A 13962-nucleotide genomic window follows, 5' to 3' on the forward strand; every position below is an offset into this window, starting at 1 on the left:
TAAACTTGTTGGTAGGCGAAAAAGGACTCGAACCTTCACATCTTTCAATACTGGTTCCTAAGACCAGCGCGTCTACCAATTCCGCCATTCGCCCACAATTCTTGTGGCTTTATATAGGATAGTTTCTATTTGTCCAATGACAATAATAATGAAATATATTAATAATCAATTATATTTAGTAATAATTTAAAAAAATGATTATTTCTCCATGTATAAGTATATGTAAAACAGATCCTCAAACTGGATATTGTTATGGTTGTGCGAGAAGTAATGAGGAAAAAAGGATGTGGAAATTGGAAGAAACATCAGAAGAATGGAAAAAGTCAAATATAATAAGTATTCAGACACGCCTAAGTGGCTGGCAATTAGAAAGTTTTAAAGAATCGTATAATCATAAAGTTGTAAATGGAATTTCACTTTATAAAAAAAATTTAAATAATGAGTAAATCTACTTTAGCTATACTAATTTATGTTGCAGGATTAATCTTTGGAGCATTAGTCTTGAATTTATGGAGTGCAGAAACTGGACCGAAAGCTTTTATAGGTATAATTTGGACAGCAATTTTATTAATTGTACTTTTTTACGCAGAAAAACATGAAAAAAAATAAAAAAACACTTTTTTTCACAATCTTTACAATCCTATTTGTAAATTTTCAGACGTTTGTTTTTTCTGAAATTATGCATTTAACTGGTTGCAAGAATCTAAAGGATGGTTTTATTAAAAATGAATATATTTTAGATTTTGAAAAGTCTTTAATGAAGAGAAATTATATTTATGACAGTAAGACTTTTAAAAAATATAGAACTACTGACCTTAGTGTTAAACAAGAAAATATAGTAGAAAGATTTATCTATGAAGATGAAAGCTTAATACTAACAGACAAAATTGGTTACCCACAATTTTACACCCAATTAGTCTTTGAAAGAAATAAACCATTAATTAAAATTAAAACAGTAATAAATGGAGATGAAGGAATTTCGAAAATTTCAACGTGTGATAAAGTGGAAGTTTTTGTAAAAGAAAGTTAAGATTTTTTACTTTTCTTATTAACTTTACTTGTAAAATTTATTTTTTTTGAACCAAATCTACTATTAGTTATATTGCTTCTATGTTTAGCATAAGCTTGTTTTTGGGCTAACTTCATTGCTTTTTTTGATGACATTTAATTAGTTTATATTTTTTTAAAAATTTTGTCGAGCAAGAACATTGAAATTTTTATCTGTAACGATTAGCTCTCCAGAAGAAGATGTAATATTCAGCACTTCTTGAATTAACACATAATGTGTAACTAACACTAAATTATTATCACCACTCCATTCATTAATATATCTTTTTAAATCGTTTATTTGTTTGCTCTTATTGCTTGCAAATTTTTCACTGAAAAATGAATTTAAAAAACTTTTTGTTTCATATTTGTTAAAAGCGTATTGTGCTGTTTGTTTACATCTACACCATTCACTTGATAGCACCTTGTCAATTTTGATATTGTTTTCTAAAAAAAACTTCCCCATATTTTTAGATTGTGCAATACCCTCTTTACTTAAATTTCGTTGAGTTTCACACCTTAATATATCAAAATCTACAGGATCACCTCCACCAGGTGCAACTGCATGTCTTATAAATATTAATTTTTCACCTTCTTTTAATAAACTTTGTATTTTATCATTTGAATTTGCTTTTATTGAAATATTGAAAGATAAAAGTATTAACAAAAAAAATTTTATAAGTTTCATATATGAATATAAAATTCAAAAAATTAAATAATTCAATAGTTAAATGTAAAAGTTGTCCTAGGTTAATTAAATTTAGTAAAAAAATCTCTATAGAGAAAAGAAAACAAAATATAAACGAAACTTATTGGGCTAAACCAGTCACAGGATTTGGTGATATTAATGCCAAACTATTAATTGTAGGTCTGGCGCCAGCAGCACACGGAGGAACTAGGACAGGTAGAGCTTTCACTGGAGATAAATCGGGAGATTTCCTTTTTAACTGTTTATTTAAAGCTAACATAGCAAACATATCAACCTCTACTCATATTGGTGATGGGTTAAAATTAAATAAAACTTATATTACAAATATACTAAAATGTGTCCCACCAGAAGATAAACCTTTAAATAATGAATTATCTAACTGTTCAACTTTTTTTATAAATGAACTGTTGTTGTTAAAAAATTTAAAAGTCATTATAGCGCTTGGTAAGGTTTCATTTGATAATTGTATAAAGTTCTATAAAAAAAATTATACTCTTAACAAAAAATTAACCTTCACACATGGTGCAAAATATATATTGCCTGATAATAAAATCCTAATTCCCAGTTATCACCCTAGCCCAAGGAATGTTAATAGAAAAATAATTAATACAAAAAAAATGGTAAGTTTGCTTATGAGTGCTAAGAAAATTATTTAATTTTTATACTATCACAAAAATAGGGTTTAAAATCTTTAAAAATAGCTTCTGGAACTTTTATAGGTTTTCCATTTTCATCTACAAAAACTAAATGCACTTTTGCCTCAACAATTAATTCGTTATCTCTAGAAATAAATTGTGACATAAAAAAAGAAGTCTTTGTAACAGATTTAATAAAGGACCTAATTTTTAGCTCGTCTTCAAGATAAGATGGTTTTTTGTACTCAATGTTGCAAGATTTAACAACAATTAAGGCTCCATAATCTTCTTTAATTTTTTTATTATTAAAACCGATTGTAAACAATGCTTCTGTTCTTGCTCTTTCAATAAACTTTAAATAATTCGCATAATAAACAACACCACCAGCATCAGTGTCTTCATAATAAACCTTTATATTGTGAAAAAAATTTTCGTGCATGAATTTATATTATCAAAAATAAATATTTATAACATCAAACTAAGATATAATATAACAATGAAAGTTTATATTATTTGGCTTTTAGGTGTAATTGCCTGGAATTTTTTGATCCCTAGTGCTGCACCCATTGAAGATGTAATTGTGGCTGTACTTTTATCTTTTTTAAGTATTGGTCTTAAAAAAGTATTTAAATAATCTTATTCAGCTGAAAAATAAATATCTTGATAATAAGATATAGCTTTTAATTTAGAATTATCTGTATCAGTCATTATAGCAATACCTGAAATTTCTGTTACATCAATTTCATGAAGTTTCTTAAAATCTTTTTGCACATTTGCTTTAACAGTAACCCATGTATTTTTGTTATTTTTTGTAGTTGAGAGAACATAATCAATAGATTTTTTTGTATATGGGCTTGGCCAATTTTTTCCAACATCATTATTACTAGAAAAAACATAATTAATTGCTCTATTAGATAATGGCGTAGAACCTGTTTTCTTTATCACAAAAACTCTAGCCGCATAATCATGTCCTTTTTTACTGGTTTCTATAATGCCATATAAATCTTTCTCAACTTTCCATGTAATATTAATAAAAGGTGTTTTATTTAGATCAATTTTAATTTCTTTACCTAGGCCTGACCCAACACCTTCGGCTTCTGCTCTAATAAAGTTGCCATTTTCATTAGATCCAAGTGTCCAGCTGGTTTCTCCTTTAACTTTTTTAACTTTTAATGTGTTTAACTCATCGTTAGTAAAATCAAAAACATTAACATTTTCAGCTAACAAAGGTTTTGTTACTAAAAGCAAACATCCTAATAATATTAAAAAAAATTTCATCAAACTGAGGTTATATCTAAATTAAACTTTAAAACAATATTTGAACACACTTTAAGCATTAAATTATCAATATTGGCTACTATATAAATATAATGAAATTAATTTCTATATTTGTTTTATTAATATATTGGTCCATAATTCTATTGGCACCAGTTATTTCTAAAGAAAGTAAGTCTCTTGATGTAGAATCTAAAGCACTAGTTAGTAAGTAGATCGACCACCACTAATATCAAAAACAGCTGCTGTTGAAAATGAGTTTTCTTCTGATGCTAGCCAACAAATTAATGAAGTAAATTCTTCTATCTCCAAAAATCTACCTCTAGGAACCTTAGAAAGCATTCTGGCAACATGTTCCTTTGACATTTGATCAAGAATTCTTGTTTTTGCACCTGCTGGAGTAACTGCGTTAACAGCTATGTTTTTATCAGCCAGTTCTTTACCCAAAGATTTAGTTAAACCAATTGCTCCTGCCTTAGCTGAACTGTATGCACTAGCATTAGCATTACCGTCTTTGCCAGCTACAGATGCAACGTTAATAATTCTACCATAATTATTTTTAATCATATTAGGCACAACACACTTGCAACAGTTAAAAGTCCCCATTAAATTTATTTGTATTATTTTATTCCACTCATCAACATCATAATCCCATAGAGAGGATGTCGAGCCTGTAATACCAGCATTATTAATTAAAATGTCAATATTCGTAGATTTTGTTATTTCTTCGACAGTTTCTTTAACATTTTTATAATTAGACACATCAACAACATTATAAGAAAGATTTGGATTGTTTATCTCTTGAGTTGCTTTTTTAAGTTCATTTTCATCTATATCCCAAATAATAGTTTTAACACCTGAGTTTAAAAATCTCTTTGCTATATCAAGACCAAAACCTTGGGCTCCACCTGTGATAATTGCTGTTCTATTATTTAAATCAAACTGATGCATAGGCTTATTTACTAGCTAAAAGATAATAAGTCAAAGATGATACAAATGCTCCGATGATCCAAGAATAAGAATGGAAGCTCATTAAACTTTCATTCCAGATTGTTGAGGCTGCAAAAATAAAACCTAAAACTAATGAGTAGATCGCTTTTAAATGCCATCCATTAGAATAAAAATACATACCCTTCTCGTCTAAAGAAAAAATCTCATTGTTATTTAAGTTAGTTTTTTTTAATAAATAATAATCGACAACCATAACACCAAACAATGGACCAAAAAAAGAACCAAGAGTATCTACAAATGCTAATATTCCAATCTGACTTAATAATGGCAACCAAAGTATACCAACAATAAAACCAATAATAGTAATAATAATAGAAGATTTTTTTAAATTAAGTGTTTGAGGAAAAAAATTCAGCAATGAATTTTGAGCGGGGATGTAATTTGCTATTAAATTTGTTGATGCCGATGCAAAAACTATGAAAAACAACACAATTACGGTTAATTCCGAATTGTCAATTTTCCCAATTATATCTGTAGGGTTTGTTAAAATTCTTTCCATGAGTTCTAAATTTTTGTTAAGAAAAATATCCGATCCAATTACTATAAAAACTGCAAAGAAAGAAAAGATTATCAAATTTAATATTAAGCTTAAGTTTCCTTTTTTTAATTCACTCTCATTTTTTACATACCTACTAAAGTCACCATAATTGACTATAACTACTGAAAAATAAGCAAATAAAGTTGCTGCCACAGTAATTAATGGCGCAATATTATTACTACTTAAAACATTTTGTATTGAAAAAATATCAACAAATGCAGCAGATGTAACTTTAACATCGTAAAGAAAGACTGTTAAAAAAAATATAAGCATTCCTGAATAAACAGTAATCGCAGAAACTTTAATTATAAGCCTATTAAACTGATGGCTTTTACTAAATAAAAAGGCTTGTAATAAAATTGCAAAAATAAATGCTATCCAATCAATTAAATTTAAACCAAAAACAAATACTAAAAATATATCCTGATCTAAGAGTGAATTTTCAATAGAATATAATGTTATTCTAATTAAGTAGCTAAAAAGTTTTGATAAAAAATATGTTTGAATTCCAAACATGAAAATTCCAACCAGTCCTCTCAATAGAGCAAAATATTTAGCTCCTTTTATTCCAATCGAGGTTCTAAGGATTACTGAAAAAGGAAGTCCATATTTTTGGGATGGTTTACCAATTAAATTTGCAAAAATATAAACAAATATTGAAGCAATTAAACTTCCGGTTAAAACTACAAAAATATTTAATTCATAAACTAAATAAAGTGAGGCAATTAAAGAAAAAGCAATCAAACTTTGGATATTGTTTGCCCAAAAATAAAATAAATCTTTCCAATTCCAATTTTTATCGTTTGGATTAACCGCAACTAGTTCCCAATTAATTAGAGTATTTTTTGATTTGATCTGATTCACTAAAACTATAATAAACTAATAAGTTCTACTGTCCATATAGATAGCTTGGTAACCATAAAGCAATCTGAGGAAATGCTATAATTAAAATTAAACCAATAACTTGAATAACCATGAACTGCATCATCCCGTGATAAATATCTTTTAAATCCCATTCTGGAACTACACCTTTTAAGAAATAAGCTGACAAAGCAACCGGTGGTGAGAGCCAGGCGGTCTGGAGATTAACTGCAACAAGTATTGCAAACCAAGTTAAATTAAAACCAAGTGCTTCTACTAAAGGCAATATAATTGGCACTATAATCATAACAATTGGTACCCATTCTAAAGGCCATCCTAAAAGAAAAATCATAACCATAATCATTGCAAGGATTAAGTATCTGTTCATTTCTAAACCTAGTAAAAAATCAGTTAAAAGCATTGGTGTTCCTAGTCTTGAAAATACTGCACCAAAAAAGTTTGATGCCGCAACTAAAACCATTATTAATGCAGAAATTTCTAAAGTTTTAACTAAAGCTTCTTGTAGTCTTCCAAATGTTAATTTTCTATATGCTAAAGCCAATAATAAAGATCCCATTGCACCACAACCAGCCGCTTCTGTTGGTGTAGCAAATCCAAACAAAATACTTCCAAGTGAAGCAAACACTAAAGCTGCCGGGGGAACTAATCCAATAAAGAACTCCTTCCAAACAGCGGTCATACTAGTTGCTCTTAATCTTTTTGGTAATACAGGCCCTAAACTGGGGTCAATCCAACATCTAATAGTTGTGTATGCCGCGTAAAGCGTTGCTAATAATATTCCAGGAATAATTGCTGCAGCAAATAAATCTGTAACAGGTATTTCCATAATAGGACCCATAACAACAAGCATAATGCTTGGCGGAATTAATATTCCTAAAGTTCCACCTGCTGTAATTGTTCCTGCTGCTAATCGAACGTTATATCCTGATTTGTTCATGGATTTTGCAGCCATAATTCCTAAAATTGTAACTGATGCTCCAACAATTCCTGTAGCTGCTGCAAAAACAACTGAAACAAATAATACTGCGTAATATAAAGAGCCTCTTACTTTAGCTAGCATTAATTGAAATGCTGAGAACAATCTTTCCATTAATCCAGCTTGCTCCATCATAATTCCCATAAAGACAAAGAGGGGAACTGCTGCAAGCGTTTGTTCTGTCATGACCATTGAGAACTGCAATGTCATTAAATAAAATACTAGTTTACCAAACCCTAGATATCCAAAGAAAAAACCTAAAAATATTAAAGTAAATGAAATTGGAAAACCTACAAATATAGAGAATAGCATTACACCAATAAGAATAAAACCTAAGATAGCTGGATCTATGAATTCTGCTAACATTAGTTTTTTCCTCCTGGCCACTTACCTTTGGTAGCTGCCCAATAACTTTTAAATAACTCTGAAATTCCTTGAATAATTAAAAATACTATTCCTAACCATAAACATGATTTTATTGGCCACATAAAAGGCATCCATGCTGTGTCCATTCCCTTCTCACCTCTCATGATAGATTCTTGTAAAAAAATCGTCGACATATAAAGAAATACACTTAGTCCTGGAAAGTAAAATATCAAATATAGCCAAAAATCAATTTTACCTTGAGTTTTAGTTTTAAAATTTCTGTATAAAAAATCTGCTCTTATATGAACACCTTTTGATAGTGCATAACCAGCGCCCAGCATGAATAAAGCTCCATATAAAAATCTACTCATGTCATATGCCCACATTGTTGGAGCATTAAAAAGTTTACGAGCTAAAACTTCATAAACCATAGCAAAAGTTAAAGGTATCACTAACCAACAAACTATATTGCCTATCCATTTGTTAATTAAATCAATTCTTGTAATAGTTAATGCCATCCATTTAGGCATATTTCTTGGCATTGGTCCTGAACCACCTCTTCTTTCAGCGATCATCTCATCTGAAATATCAAGTTTCATAGGCTTGATTGATTTTTTAGGTTTTGTTGAATTGTGGTTTCTTGGCATAATTCATTTCTTTAAAAAAAGAAGCGGACCGTTAAGCCCGCTTCAATTGTAATTATCTTTTATCTAAATACTACTTTAATGTTGCTGCGTGAGCCATTCCTAGCTTAGCATTTGACATTTGAGATCCAGACCAAAAAGGTACAGCGATATCGGCAAAGTCTTTTTGAGACTGCCAAACTTTAGCAAAGAACGGATTCTTAGCTGAGTTTTTTTCTAAAGCTGCTTTTGCAGCAGCCATATAAGCTGGGAAGTAGTCAGCTGGTGTATCATGTAAAATAACACCATGCTTCGTAGTTAGCTCATGTAGAGCTTTTCCATTTTCGTATATTCTGTAACTCATTGATTTTGATAAAGATGCATTTGCAGCAACTTCTAAAGCTTTTTTCTCTAAAGCAGACATCTTTTTATACTTAGAGCCTGTAATATAGAAATCAGCATTTACTACTACTTGGTGAAGACCTTGTAGGTAGTAATGTTTTAGAACTTTCTGGAAACCAAATGTCATATCCGGCTTAGGACAACACCATTCAGCAGCATCAATTGTTCCTGCCTCAAGAGCTGGTAAAATATCTCCACCACCCATTGCAACAGAAGCTACACCAATATCTTTATAAGTTTGGCCAGGAATTCCCGGAGGAGTTCTAAACTTGTACTTTCTAAAGTCAGCCATGCTATTAATTGGCTCTTTGAACCAACCTAAAGCTTCAGGGCCTACTGGTTGTAACATAAATCCTTTGATGTCTCTTCCCATCTCAGACCATAGTTGGTCGTAAAGTTCTTTACCACCACCATATTGGAACCAAGATAAAAAAGCGATGTTATCGATACCAACACCTGCACCTGCTACTGGCGAACCAAATAACATAGCTGCTGGGTGATCGCCTGACCAATAGTGAGTCCAAGCAAAACCACAATCGATTAATCCTTTATCAACTGCATCTAAAGTTTCCTTTACACCTACTACTGATCCAGCTGGCATAATTTCGAACTTAAGTGATCCACCCGTTAGTTCAGTAACTGTATCAGTGAAGTCTTTCAACATCACCACTTCATCAGCTTTTGCACTAATTACGGTTTGACACTTAAGAGTTTGCGCAGATGCACCTGATACTGTCATTACAGTAAGTAGAAGCGACCCAACAAACAATGATATGATTTTTTTCATATTTATTTTTCCTCTCGTTGTGTTTTTTTATAAAAGAAGAACCTTTTCAAAAAAATAAATCTAAAACAAGAACTAATATCATTATTAACAACTTAAAATTACCGTGAACACTAGTATTTTTAATTTTACAGATTATAAACTCATTATTCGTATGGATAACTTTGATTATATAATTATTGGTGCTGGGTCAGCTGGTTGTGTTTTAGCTAATAGACTTTCAGAAAATCCAAATAACAAAGTACTTTTAATTGAAGCTGGTGGAAACGATTCCTACCCATGGATTCATATTCCAGTTGGGTATTATAAAACAATGCATAATCCAAAAACGGATTGGTGCTATAAAACAGAACCTGATGAAACGATGGAAAACAGATCTATACCCTACCCTAGAGGAAAAACTCTTGGTGGAAGCTCCTCTATAAACGGACTACTTTATATAAGAGGGCAAGAGCAAGATTATGATATTTGGAGACAATTGGGAAATAAGGGTTGGAGCTGGAATGATGTTTTGCCTTATTTTTTAAAAGCTGAAAATCAAGAGCGAGGCCGAAGTCAATTTCATGGTGTTGGTGGACCATTATCTGTTTCAGACCAAAGAATAAAATTACCTATATTAGATGCTTTCATGAATGCAGCTCAAGAAATTGGTATCCCTAAAGTGAATGATTTTAACAAGGGTGATAATTTTGGATGTGGTTACTTTCAAGTAACAGAACAGAATGGCTTAAGATGTAGCACAGCTGTAGGGTATTTAAATCCAATTAAGAATAGAAAAAATTTAAAGATCGAAACAAAGTGTCATGTTGAAAAGGTAAACTTTGAAAATAAAAAAGCTGTCAGTGTTTCTTACTGGAAAAATAATCAATCTTTTACAACTAAAGCAAACAAGGAAATAATTTTAAGTGCTGGTTCAATTGGTTCTGCACAAATTCTTCAAACTTCTGGTATTGGTAATGGTGAAAAATTATCTAAACTTGGAATTGATGTTGTAAAAAACTCTATTGGTGTAGGTAAGAATTTACAAGACCATTTAATGTTTAGACCTGTTTATAAAGTTAAAAATATTAAAACTTTGAATAAAAAGATTAACAGTCTAATTGGTAAATTAATGATTGGAATGGAATATGTTTTTTTAAGAAGTGGTCCAATGACTATGGGTGCTAGTCAACTTTGTGGATTTGCAAAAAGTGACTCATCTAAAGAAACTCCTAATTTACAATTTCACGTTCAACCAATTAGTACAGATAAATTGGGTGGTTCAAATTTACATGATTTTGCTGCATTCACCCCTACTGTTGCAAACATCAGACCGACAAGTAAAGGTGAAATTAATATTATAAGTAAAGACAGTAGAGAAAATCCAAAGATTAAGATGAATTATCTTTCAAGTGATGAGGATCGGATAGTAGCTGCTAAAGGTTTAAGATTAATTAGAAAAATTGTTTTAGAAAGCAATGAATTTAAACAATATGAACCTGAAGAATTTAGACCTGGTGCCAATATTCAAGATGACGAAGAGCTAGTGAAAGCTGCAAGTAATTACGCGCAAACAATATTTCATCCAGTAGGAACTTGTAAAATGGGTCAAGATAATATGGCGGTTGTTGATGACCAATTAAAAGTTCATGGTATAAAAAATTTAAGAGTGATTGATGCTTCTATAATGCCCAATATCACCTCTGGTAATACTAATGCACCCACAATAATGATTGCAGAAAAAGGTGCTGATATGATACTAAGCAACTGATGATTGCAGAATTATTTGGACCTGGACAACTGGTAATCTTAGGTCAAATCATATTTATAGATTTAATCTTAGCAGGAGATAATGCCATTATCATTGGAATGGTTGCTTCTAAATTTCCAGCAAAACAAAGAAAAAAGGTAATCTTTTGGGGAATAGGTGGTGCAGTAATTTTAAGAATTATCCTAACCATGTTAACTGCCTATTTATTACAAATAACAGGATTAAGACTGATAGGAGGATTACTTCTTCTTTATATAGTCTACAAACTCTACACAGATGTAATCAAAGGTCAGTCAGGTGATGAAGATATTAAAGTAGATAATTCAAGTTTTATGAAAGCTATATGGACAGTTTTACTTGCTGATTTTACAATGAGTTTGGATAATGTTTTAGGTGTAGCTGGTGCTGCTGGTGATCATTATATATTGCTAATATTTGGACTAGCTTTATCAATAGTTCTTATGGCAACAGCTGCAACCGTTATATCAAGATGGATTAATGAATATAAGTGGATAGCCTGGATTGGTTTGATTGCTATACTAGCTGTTGCAATCGAATTAATCTATACTGATTTAAAATTATTTATTTAAATGTACTTACAAAAAATAAATCTTAAAAACAAGTATGCACTTGTTACGGGTGCAGGCAAAGGATTAGGAAGGGCCTGCTCTATTGCTCTTGCTGAAGCTGGAGCAACAGTGATTGCATTAAGTAGAACACAATCTGACCTTGATAAACTTGGAAAAGAAATAAAAAAGATAAAAGGTAATGTTATCAAAGTTAATTGTGATGTAATGAATTACAATGATTTAAAAGAAAATCTAGATAAAATTAAAATCATAGATATTTTAGTTAATAACGCTGGAACAAATATTCCAGAACCTTTTGAAAAAATTAAACAAGAGAGTATGAATTACTTGGTAGATTTAAATCTTAAAGCAGCTTTTAATGTTGCTCAATTAGTTGTTAAAAAAATGTTAAAGAATAAAAAAAGAGGTGGATCAATTATTAATATGTCTTCTCAACTTGGTCACGTTGGAATGGCCGGTAGAAATGTTTATAATATGACAAAATTTGGTATTGAGGGTTTAACTAAAGGTATGGGTGTTGAGCTTGCAAAAAATAATATTAGAGTAAATACAGTAGCCCCGACTTTTGTTGCAACGCCAATGGTTAAAAAATTTTTTAAAAACAAAGAATTTAAAAAGTTAGCTCTAGGTAATATTCCTATGGGAAAATTAGCAACAGAAAGTGATGTTGCAACAAGTGTTTGTTTTTTAGCTTCTTCTGCATCATCAATGGTTACGGCCACATCAATTTTAGTAGACGGTGGATGGACTGCAAAGTAATATATAGATTACTTTTATTAGTAGCGTTATTTTTTTCAACTCAATCTTTTGCATTAGAGTTTCAGGGAAAATTTATTCAAGGACATTTCATTATTGGAAAAACTGATCCTGGGTCATCAATTTTTATAGACAAAAAAAAAGTTAAAGTTTCAAAAGATGGTTATTTTGCATTTGGGATTGAAAAAGATAGAAAATTTGACATTACGATCACTGAAAATGATAATAAGATTGTAAAAAAAATTAAAAAGAGAAAATACAATATTCAAAAAATTGATGGCCTACCTAAAAAAAAGGTTACACCTCCAGAAGAATTTTATGCAAGAATTAAAAAAGAAAATAAATTAATAGCTGATGCAAGAGAGATTGAAAGCGACTTACAGTTTTTTAAGGAAAAGTTTATTATGCCAGTTGATGATGCAATAATTACTGGTGTTTATGGTAGTCAAAGAATTTTAAATGGCATACCCAAATGGCCCCATTATGGTTTAGATTTTGCGCAAAAAAAAGGTACCCCAGTTAAAGCAATGAATAACGGTATTGTTACTCTAGCTGAAAAAGATTTATTTTATACAGGTGCAACTTTGATATTTGACCATGGTCATGGAATTTCAACTCTCTACATGCATATGGATAAAATTTTTGTAAATGTAGGTGATCACGTTAAAAAAGGAGATATCATTGCAACTGTTGGTTCTTCAGGTAGATCAACCGGACCTCATCTTGACGTAAGGCTTAATTGGTTTGGTACTAGACTAGATCCTGCAACTATACTAAACATTCAATAATGAAAAAAACCCTATTAGAAAAAACAGCAGATAAATTAGTTAATGCATTTGTTAACAATAAAATAATTGCACCCCTTCCAACAAAATTTACAAAAAAATTGAGCGATGCTCAAAAGCTAAGAAAATTATGTGAGAGTAAAGTTAAAGATCCAATAATTGGATTTAAAGCTGCAGGAACAGGTTTACCTGTCATGAAAAAACTTAAAGAAAAGAGGCCCTTCTATGCTGCAATCTTTAAAAAGAATTTTATAAAAAGTGGAAAAAAAGTAAAAATTAATAAGTCTACTTTAGGTATAGAGCTTGAAGTTTGTTATTTAATTAAGAAAAACTTTTTCTCATCTAAAGGATTAATTACTATGAAAAACGTAACAAAGTATATTTCACATATGGCTCCTTGTATTGAAGTTATTGGTTATAGACAAAAGAAAAAAGGAATAACTAGCTTTGGTGATTTATGTAGTGATTTTGGTGCTAATGTTAAATTTTTAATTGGACAAAAGAAAAAATACAAAAGAATTAATATTGGAAACTTAAAGACAAATATTACTAATAAAAAAATTGGTCAAAGTGTTAATGGTAATACAAACACTGTTTACATAAATCCACTAAACTCACTTAGATTTGTGTTGAATGAATTGAAAAAAGATAAAGTAAATCTTGATAAAGATTTTTATGTATTCACTGGATCAACTGTTGGTGTTGTGCCAATTTTAGGTAAAGGCCTTTATACTGGAAAGGTAGCTCAACTTGGTTCAGCTAAAGCAATTATTCATTAATTTTAGACTATCATTTAATAAAAACCTTAATAATTAACAATAATTTGGTTTTGT

General features: G+C 30.4%; 19 protein-coding genes and 1 tRNA gene. 10 read left to right on the forward strand and 10 right to left on the reverse strand.

Annotated features, from left to right (window positions below; translation table 11 throughout):
• Positions 1-9 precede the first annotated feature (9 nt).
• Positions 10-94 (reverse strand) — tRNA-Leu (locus ABXT61_RS03920).
• A gap of 100 nt (positions 95-194) precedes the next feature.
• Between ABXT61_RS03920 and ABXT61_RS03925 the strand changes: the two genes are divergently transcribed.
• Genes ABXT61_RS03925 through ABXT61_RS03935 form a run of 3 tightly spaced genes read left to right on the forward strand, consistent with a single transcriptional unit; the run spans position 195 to position 1030 of the window.
• Positions 195-446 (forward strand): DUF1289 domain-containing protein, encoded by a 252-nt coding sequence (locus tag ABXT61_RS03925; RefSeq protein ID WP_415314473.1) that lies wholly within the window; start codon positions 195-197, stop codon positions 444-446.
• Positions 439-609 carry a hypothetical protein gene (locus tag ABXT61_RS03930; protein WP_415314474.1) on the forward strand — a complete coding sequence of 57 codons (171 nt, stop codon included), beginning with the start codon at positions 439-441 and terminating at the stop codon, positions 607-609. Before ABXT61_RS03925 ends, ABXT61_RS03930 begins: the two co-directional genes overlap by 8 nt.
• On the forward strand, positions 596-1030 hold the full coding sequence (locus tag ABXT61_RS03935; RefSeq protein WP_415314475.1) for a hypothetical protein: 435 nt from the start codon (positions 596-598) through the stop codon (positions 1028-1030). Before ABXT61_RS03930 ends, ABXT61_RS03935 begins: the two co-directional genes overlap by 14 nt.
• Here the strand turns inward: ABXT61_RS03935 and ABXT61_RS03940 are convergent.
• Entirely contained in the window at positions 1027-1164 is a 138-nt protein-coding gene (locus ABXT61_RS03940) for a hypothetical protein (RefSeq protein WP_018414052.1), read from the reverse strand. The two genes, ABXT61_RS03935 and ABXT61_RS03940, sit on opposite strands and share 4 nt — an antisense overlap.
• 19 nt (positions 1165-1183) lie before the next feature.
• A complete protein-coding gene (locus ABXT61_RS03945) occupies positions 1184-1735 on the reverse strand; it encodes a histidine phosphatase family protein (protein ID WP_415314476.1) in 552 nt (183 codons plus the stop codon).
• A gap of 2 nt (positions 1736-1737) precedes the next feature.
• On the opposite strand from ABXT61_RS03945, the gene ABXT61_RS03950 reads away from it, so the two are divergent.
• Entirely contained in the window at positions 1738-2412 is a 675-nt protein-coding gene (locus tag ABXT61_RS03950; RefSeq protein ID WP_415314477.1) for a uracil-DNA glycosylase, read from the forward strand.
• On the opposite strand, the gene ABXT61_RS03955 is transcribed toward ABXT61_RS03950, so the two are convergent.
• The gene (locus ABXT61_RS03955; protein ID WP_415314478.1) at positions 2405-2830 is read right to left on the reverse strand and encodes a YbgC/FadM family acyl-CoA thioesterase; all 426 of its coding nucleotides are present in this window, start codon (positions 2828-2830) and stop codon (positions 2405-2407) included. The two genes, ABXT61_RS03950 and ABXT61_RS03955, sit on opposite strands and share 8 nt — an antisense overlap.
• A 57-nt stretch (positions 2831-2887) precedes the next feature.
• Between ABXT61_RS03955 and ABXT61_RS03960 the strand changes: the two genes are divergently transcribed.
• The gene (locus ABXT61_RS03960) at positions 2888-3025 is read left to right on the forward strand and encodes a hypothetical protein (RefSeq protein ID WP_415314479.1); all 138 of its coding nucleotides are present in this window, start codon (positions 2888-2890) and stop codon (positions 3023-3025) included.
• Between the two features lie 2 nt (positions 3026-3027).
• On the opposite strand, the gene ABXT61_RS03965 is transcribed toward ABXT61_RS03960, so the two are convergent.
• The 6 genes from ABXT61_RS03965 to ABXT61_RS03990 all read right to left on the reverse strand — a co-directional run bounded on the left by ABXT61_RS03965 (position 3028) and on the right by ABXT61_RS03990 (position 9251).
• Positions 3028-3669: a DUF3047 domain-containing protein gene (locus tag ABXT61_RS03965; protein ID WP_415314480.1), complete on the reverse strand. Its 642-nt coding sequence runs from the start codon at positions 3667-3669 to the stop codon at positions 3028-3030.
• A gap of 201 nt (positions 3670-3870) precedes the next feature.
• A complete protein-coding gene (locus ABXT61_RS03970; RefSeq protein ID WP_415314481.1) occupies positions 3871-4617 on the reverse strand; it encodes an SDR family NAD(P)-dependent oxidoreductase in 747 nt (248 codons plus the stop codon).
• 4 nt (positions 4618-4621) lie between these two features.
• Positions 4622-6079, reverse strand: a complete 1458-nt coding sequence (locus tag ABXT61_RS03975; RefSeq protein ID WP_415314482.1) for a cytosine permease — start codon at positions 6077-6079, stop codon at positions 4622-4624.
• Positions 6080-6104: 25 nt separating this feature from the next.
• A complete protein-coding gene (locus ABXT61_RS03980; RefSeq protein WP_415314483.1) occupies positions 6105-7439 on the reverse strand; it encodes a TRAP transporter large permease in 1335 nt (444 codons plus the stop codon).
• Positions 7439-8086 (reverse strand): TRAP transporter small permease subunit, encoded by a 648-nt coding sequence (locus tag ABXT61_RS03985; RefSeq protein ID WP_415314484.1) that lies wholly within the window; start codon positions 8084-8086, stop codon positions 7439-7441. The genes ABXT61_RS03980 and ABXT61_RS03985 overlap by 1 nt, the downstream gene beginning before the upstream one ends.
• 70 nt (positions 8087-8156) lie before the next feature.
• On the reverse strand, positions 8157-9251 hold the full coding sequence (locus ABXT61_RS03990; RefSeq protein WP_415314485.1) for a TRAP transporter substrate-binding protein: 1095 nt from the start codon (positions 9249-9251) through the stop codon (positions 8157-8159).
• Positions 9252-9402: 151 nt separating this feature from the next.
• Between ABXT61_RS03990 and ABXT61_RS03995 the strand changes: the two genes are divergently transcribed.
• Genes ABXT61_RS03995 through ABXT61_RS04015 form a run of 5 tightly spaced genes read left to right on the forward strand, consistent with a single transcriptional unit; the run spans position 9403 to position 13908 of the window.
• Positions 9403-10998, forward strand: coding sequence for a GMC family oxidoreductase (locus ABXT61_RS03995; protein WP_415314486.1), 1596 nt, complete (start codon positions 9403-9405; stop codon positions 10996-10998).
• Positions 10998-11588, forward strand: coding sequence for a TerC family protein (locus ABXT61_RS04000; protein WP_415314487.1), 591 nt, complete (start codon positions 10998-11000; stop codon positions 11586-11588). Before ABXT61_RS03995 ends, ABXT61_RS04000 begins: the two co-directional genes overlap by 1 nt.
• Positions 11589-12347: an SDR family NAD(P)-dependent oxidoreductase gene (locus ABXT61_RS04005; protein ID WP_415314488.1), complete on the forward strand. Its 759-nt coding sequence runs from the start codon at positions 11589-11591 to the stop codon at positions 12345-12347.
• The gene (locus ABXT61_RS04010; RefSeq protein WP_415314489.1) at positions 12332-13132 is read left to right on the forward strand and encodes a M23 family metallopeptidase; all 801 of its coding nucleotides are present in this window, start codon (positions 12332-12334) and stop codon (positions 13130-13132) included. The genes ABXT61_RS04005 and ABXT61_RS04010 overlap by 16 nt, the downstream gene beginning before the upstream one ends.
• The gene (locus tag ABXT61_RS04015; protein ID WP_415314490.1) at positions 13132-13908 is read left to right on the forward strand and encodes a fumarylacetoacetate hydrolase; all 777 of its coding nucleotides are present in this window, start codon (positions 13132-13134) and stop codon (positions 13906-13908) included. The genes ABXT61_RS04010 and ABXT61_RS04015 overlap by 1 nt, the downstream gene beginning before the upstream one ends.
• Positions 13909-13962: the final 54 nt, after the last annotated feature.

Origin of the sequence: Candidatus Pelagibacter sp. Uisw_137, assembly GCF_047720245.1 — a bacterium.
GTDB lineage: Bacteria > Pseudomonadota > Alphaproteobacteria > Pelagibacterales > Pelagibacteraceae > Pelagibacter.

Excerpts from the sequence above, each read along its gene's own strand:
- ABXT61_RS03960 (WP_415314479.1), top strand. The coding sequence starts at position 2,888 with ATGAAAGTTTATATTATTTGGCTTTTAGGTGTAATTGCCTGGAATTTT.
- ABXT61_RS03970 (WP_415314481.1), bottom strand. The coding sequence starts at position 4,617 with ATGCATCAGTTTGATTTAAATAATAGAACAGCAATTATCACAGGTGGA.
- ABXT61_RS03990 (WP_415314485.1), bottom strand. The coding sequence starts at position 9,251 with ATGAAAAAAATCATATCATTGTTTGTTGGGTCGCTTCTACTTACTGTA.
- ABXT61_RS04010 (WP_415314489.1), top strand. The coding sequence starts at position 12,332 with ATGGACTGCAAAGTAATATATAGATTACTTTTATTAGTAGCGTTATTT.
- ABXT61_RS03945 (WP_415314476.1), bottom strand. The coding sequence starts at position 1,735 with ATGAAACTTATAAAATTTTTTTTGTTAATACTTTTATCTTTCAATATT.
- ABXT61_RS04000 (WP_415314487.1), top strand. The coding sequence starts at position 10,998 with ATGATTGCAGAATTATTTGGACCTGGACAACTGGTAATCTTAGGTCAA.
- ABXT61_RS03950 (WP_415314477.1), top strand. The coding sequence starts at position 1,738 with ATGAATATAAAATTCAAAAAATTAAATAATTCAATAGTTAAATGTAAA.
- ABXT61_RS03955 (WP_415314478.1), bottom strand. The coding sequence starts at position 2,830 with ATGCACGAAAATTTTTTTCACAATATAAAGGTTTATTATGAAGACACT.
- ABXT61_RS03995 (WP_415314486.1), top strand. The coding sequence starts at position 9,403 with ATGGATAACTTTGATTATATAATTATTGGTGCTGGGTCAGCTGGTTGT.
- ABXT61_RS03935 (WP_415314475.1), top strand. The coding sequence starts at position 596 with ATGAAAAAAAATAAAAAAACACTTTTTTTCACAATCTTTACAATCCTA.
- ABXT61_RS04005 (WP_415314488.1), top strand. The coding sequence starts at position 11,589 with ATGTACTTACAAAAAATAAATCTTAAAAACAAGTATGCACTTGTTACG.
- ABXT61_RS04015 (WP_415314490.1), top strand. The coding sequence starts at position 13,132 with ATGAAAAAAACCCTATTAGAAAAAACAGCAGATAAATTAGTTAATGCA.
- ABXT61_RS03925 (WP_415314473.1), top strand. The coding sequence starts at position 195 with ATGATTATTTCTCCATGTATAAGTATATGTAAAACAGATCCTCAAACT.
- ABXT61_RS03940 (WP_018414052.1), bottom strand. The coding sequence starts at position 1,164 with ATGTCATCAAAAAAAGCAATGAAGTTAGCCCAAAAACAAGCTTATGCT.
- ABXT61_RS03980 (WP_415314483.1), bottom strand. The coding sequence starts at position 7,439 with ATGTTAGCAGAATTCATAGATCCAGCTATCTTAGGTTTTATTCTTATT.
- ABXT61_RS03985 (WP_415314484.1), bottom strand. The coding sequence starts at position 8,086 with ATGCCAAGAAACCACAATTCAACAAAACCTAAAAAATCAATCAAGCCT.
- ABXT61_RS03930 (WP_415314474.1), top strand. The coding sequence starts at position 439 with ATGAGTAAATCTACTTTAGCTATACTAATTTATGTTGCAGGATTAATC.
- ABXT61_RS03965 (WP_415314480.1), bottom strand. The coding sequence starts at position 3,669 with ATGAAATTTTTTTTAATATTATTAGGATGTTTGCTTTTAGTAACAAAA.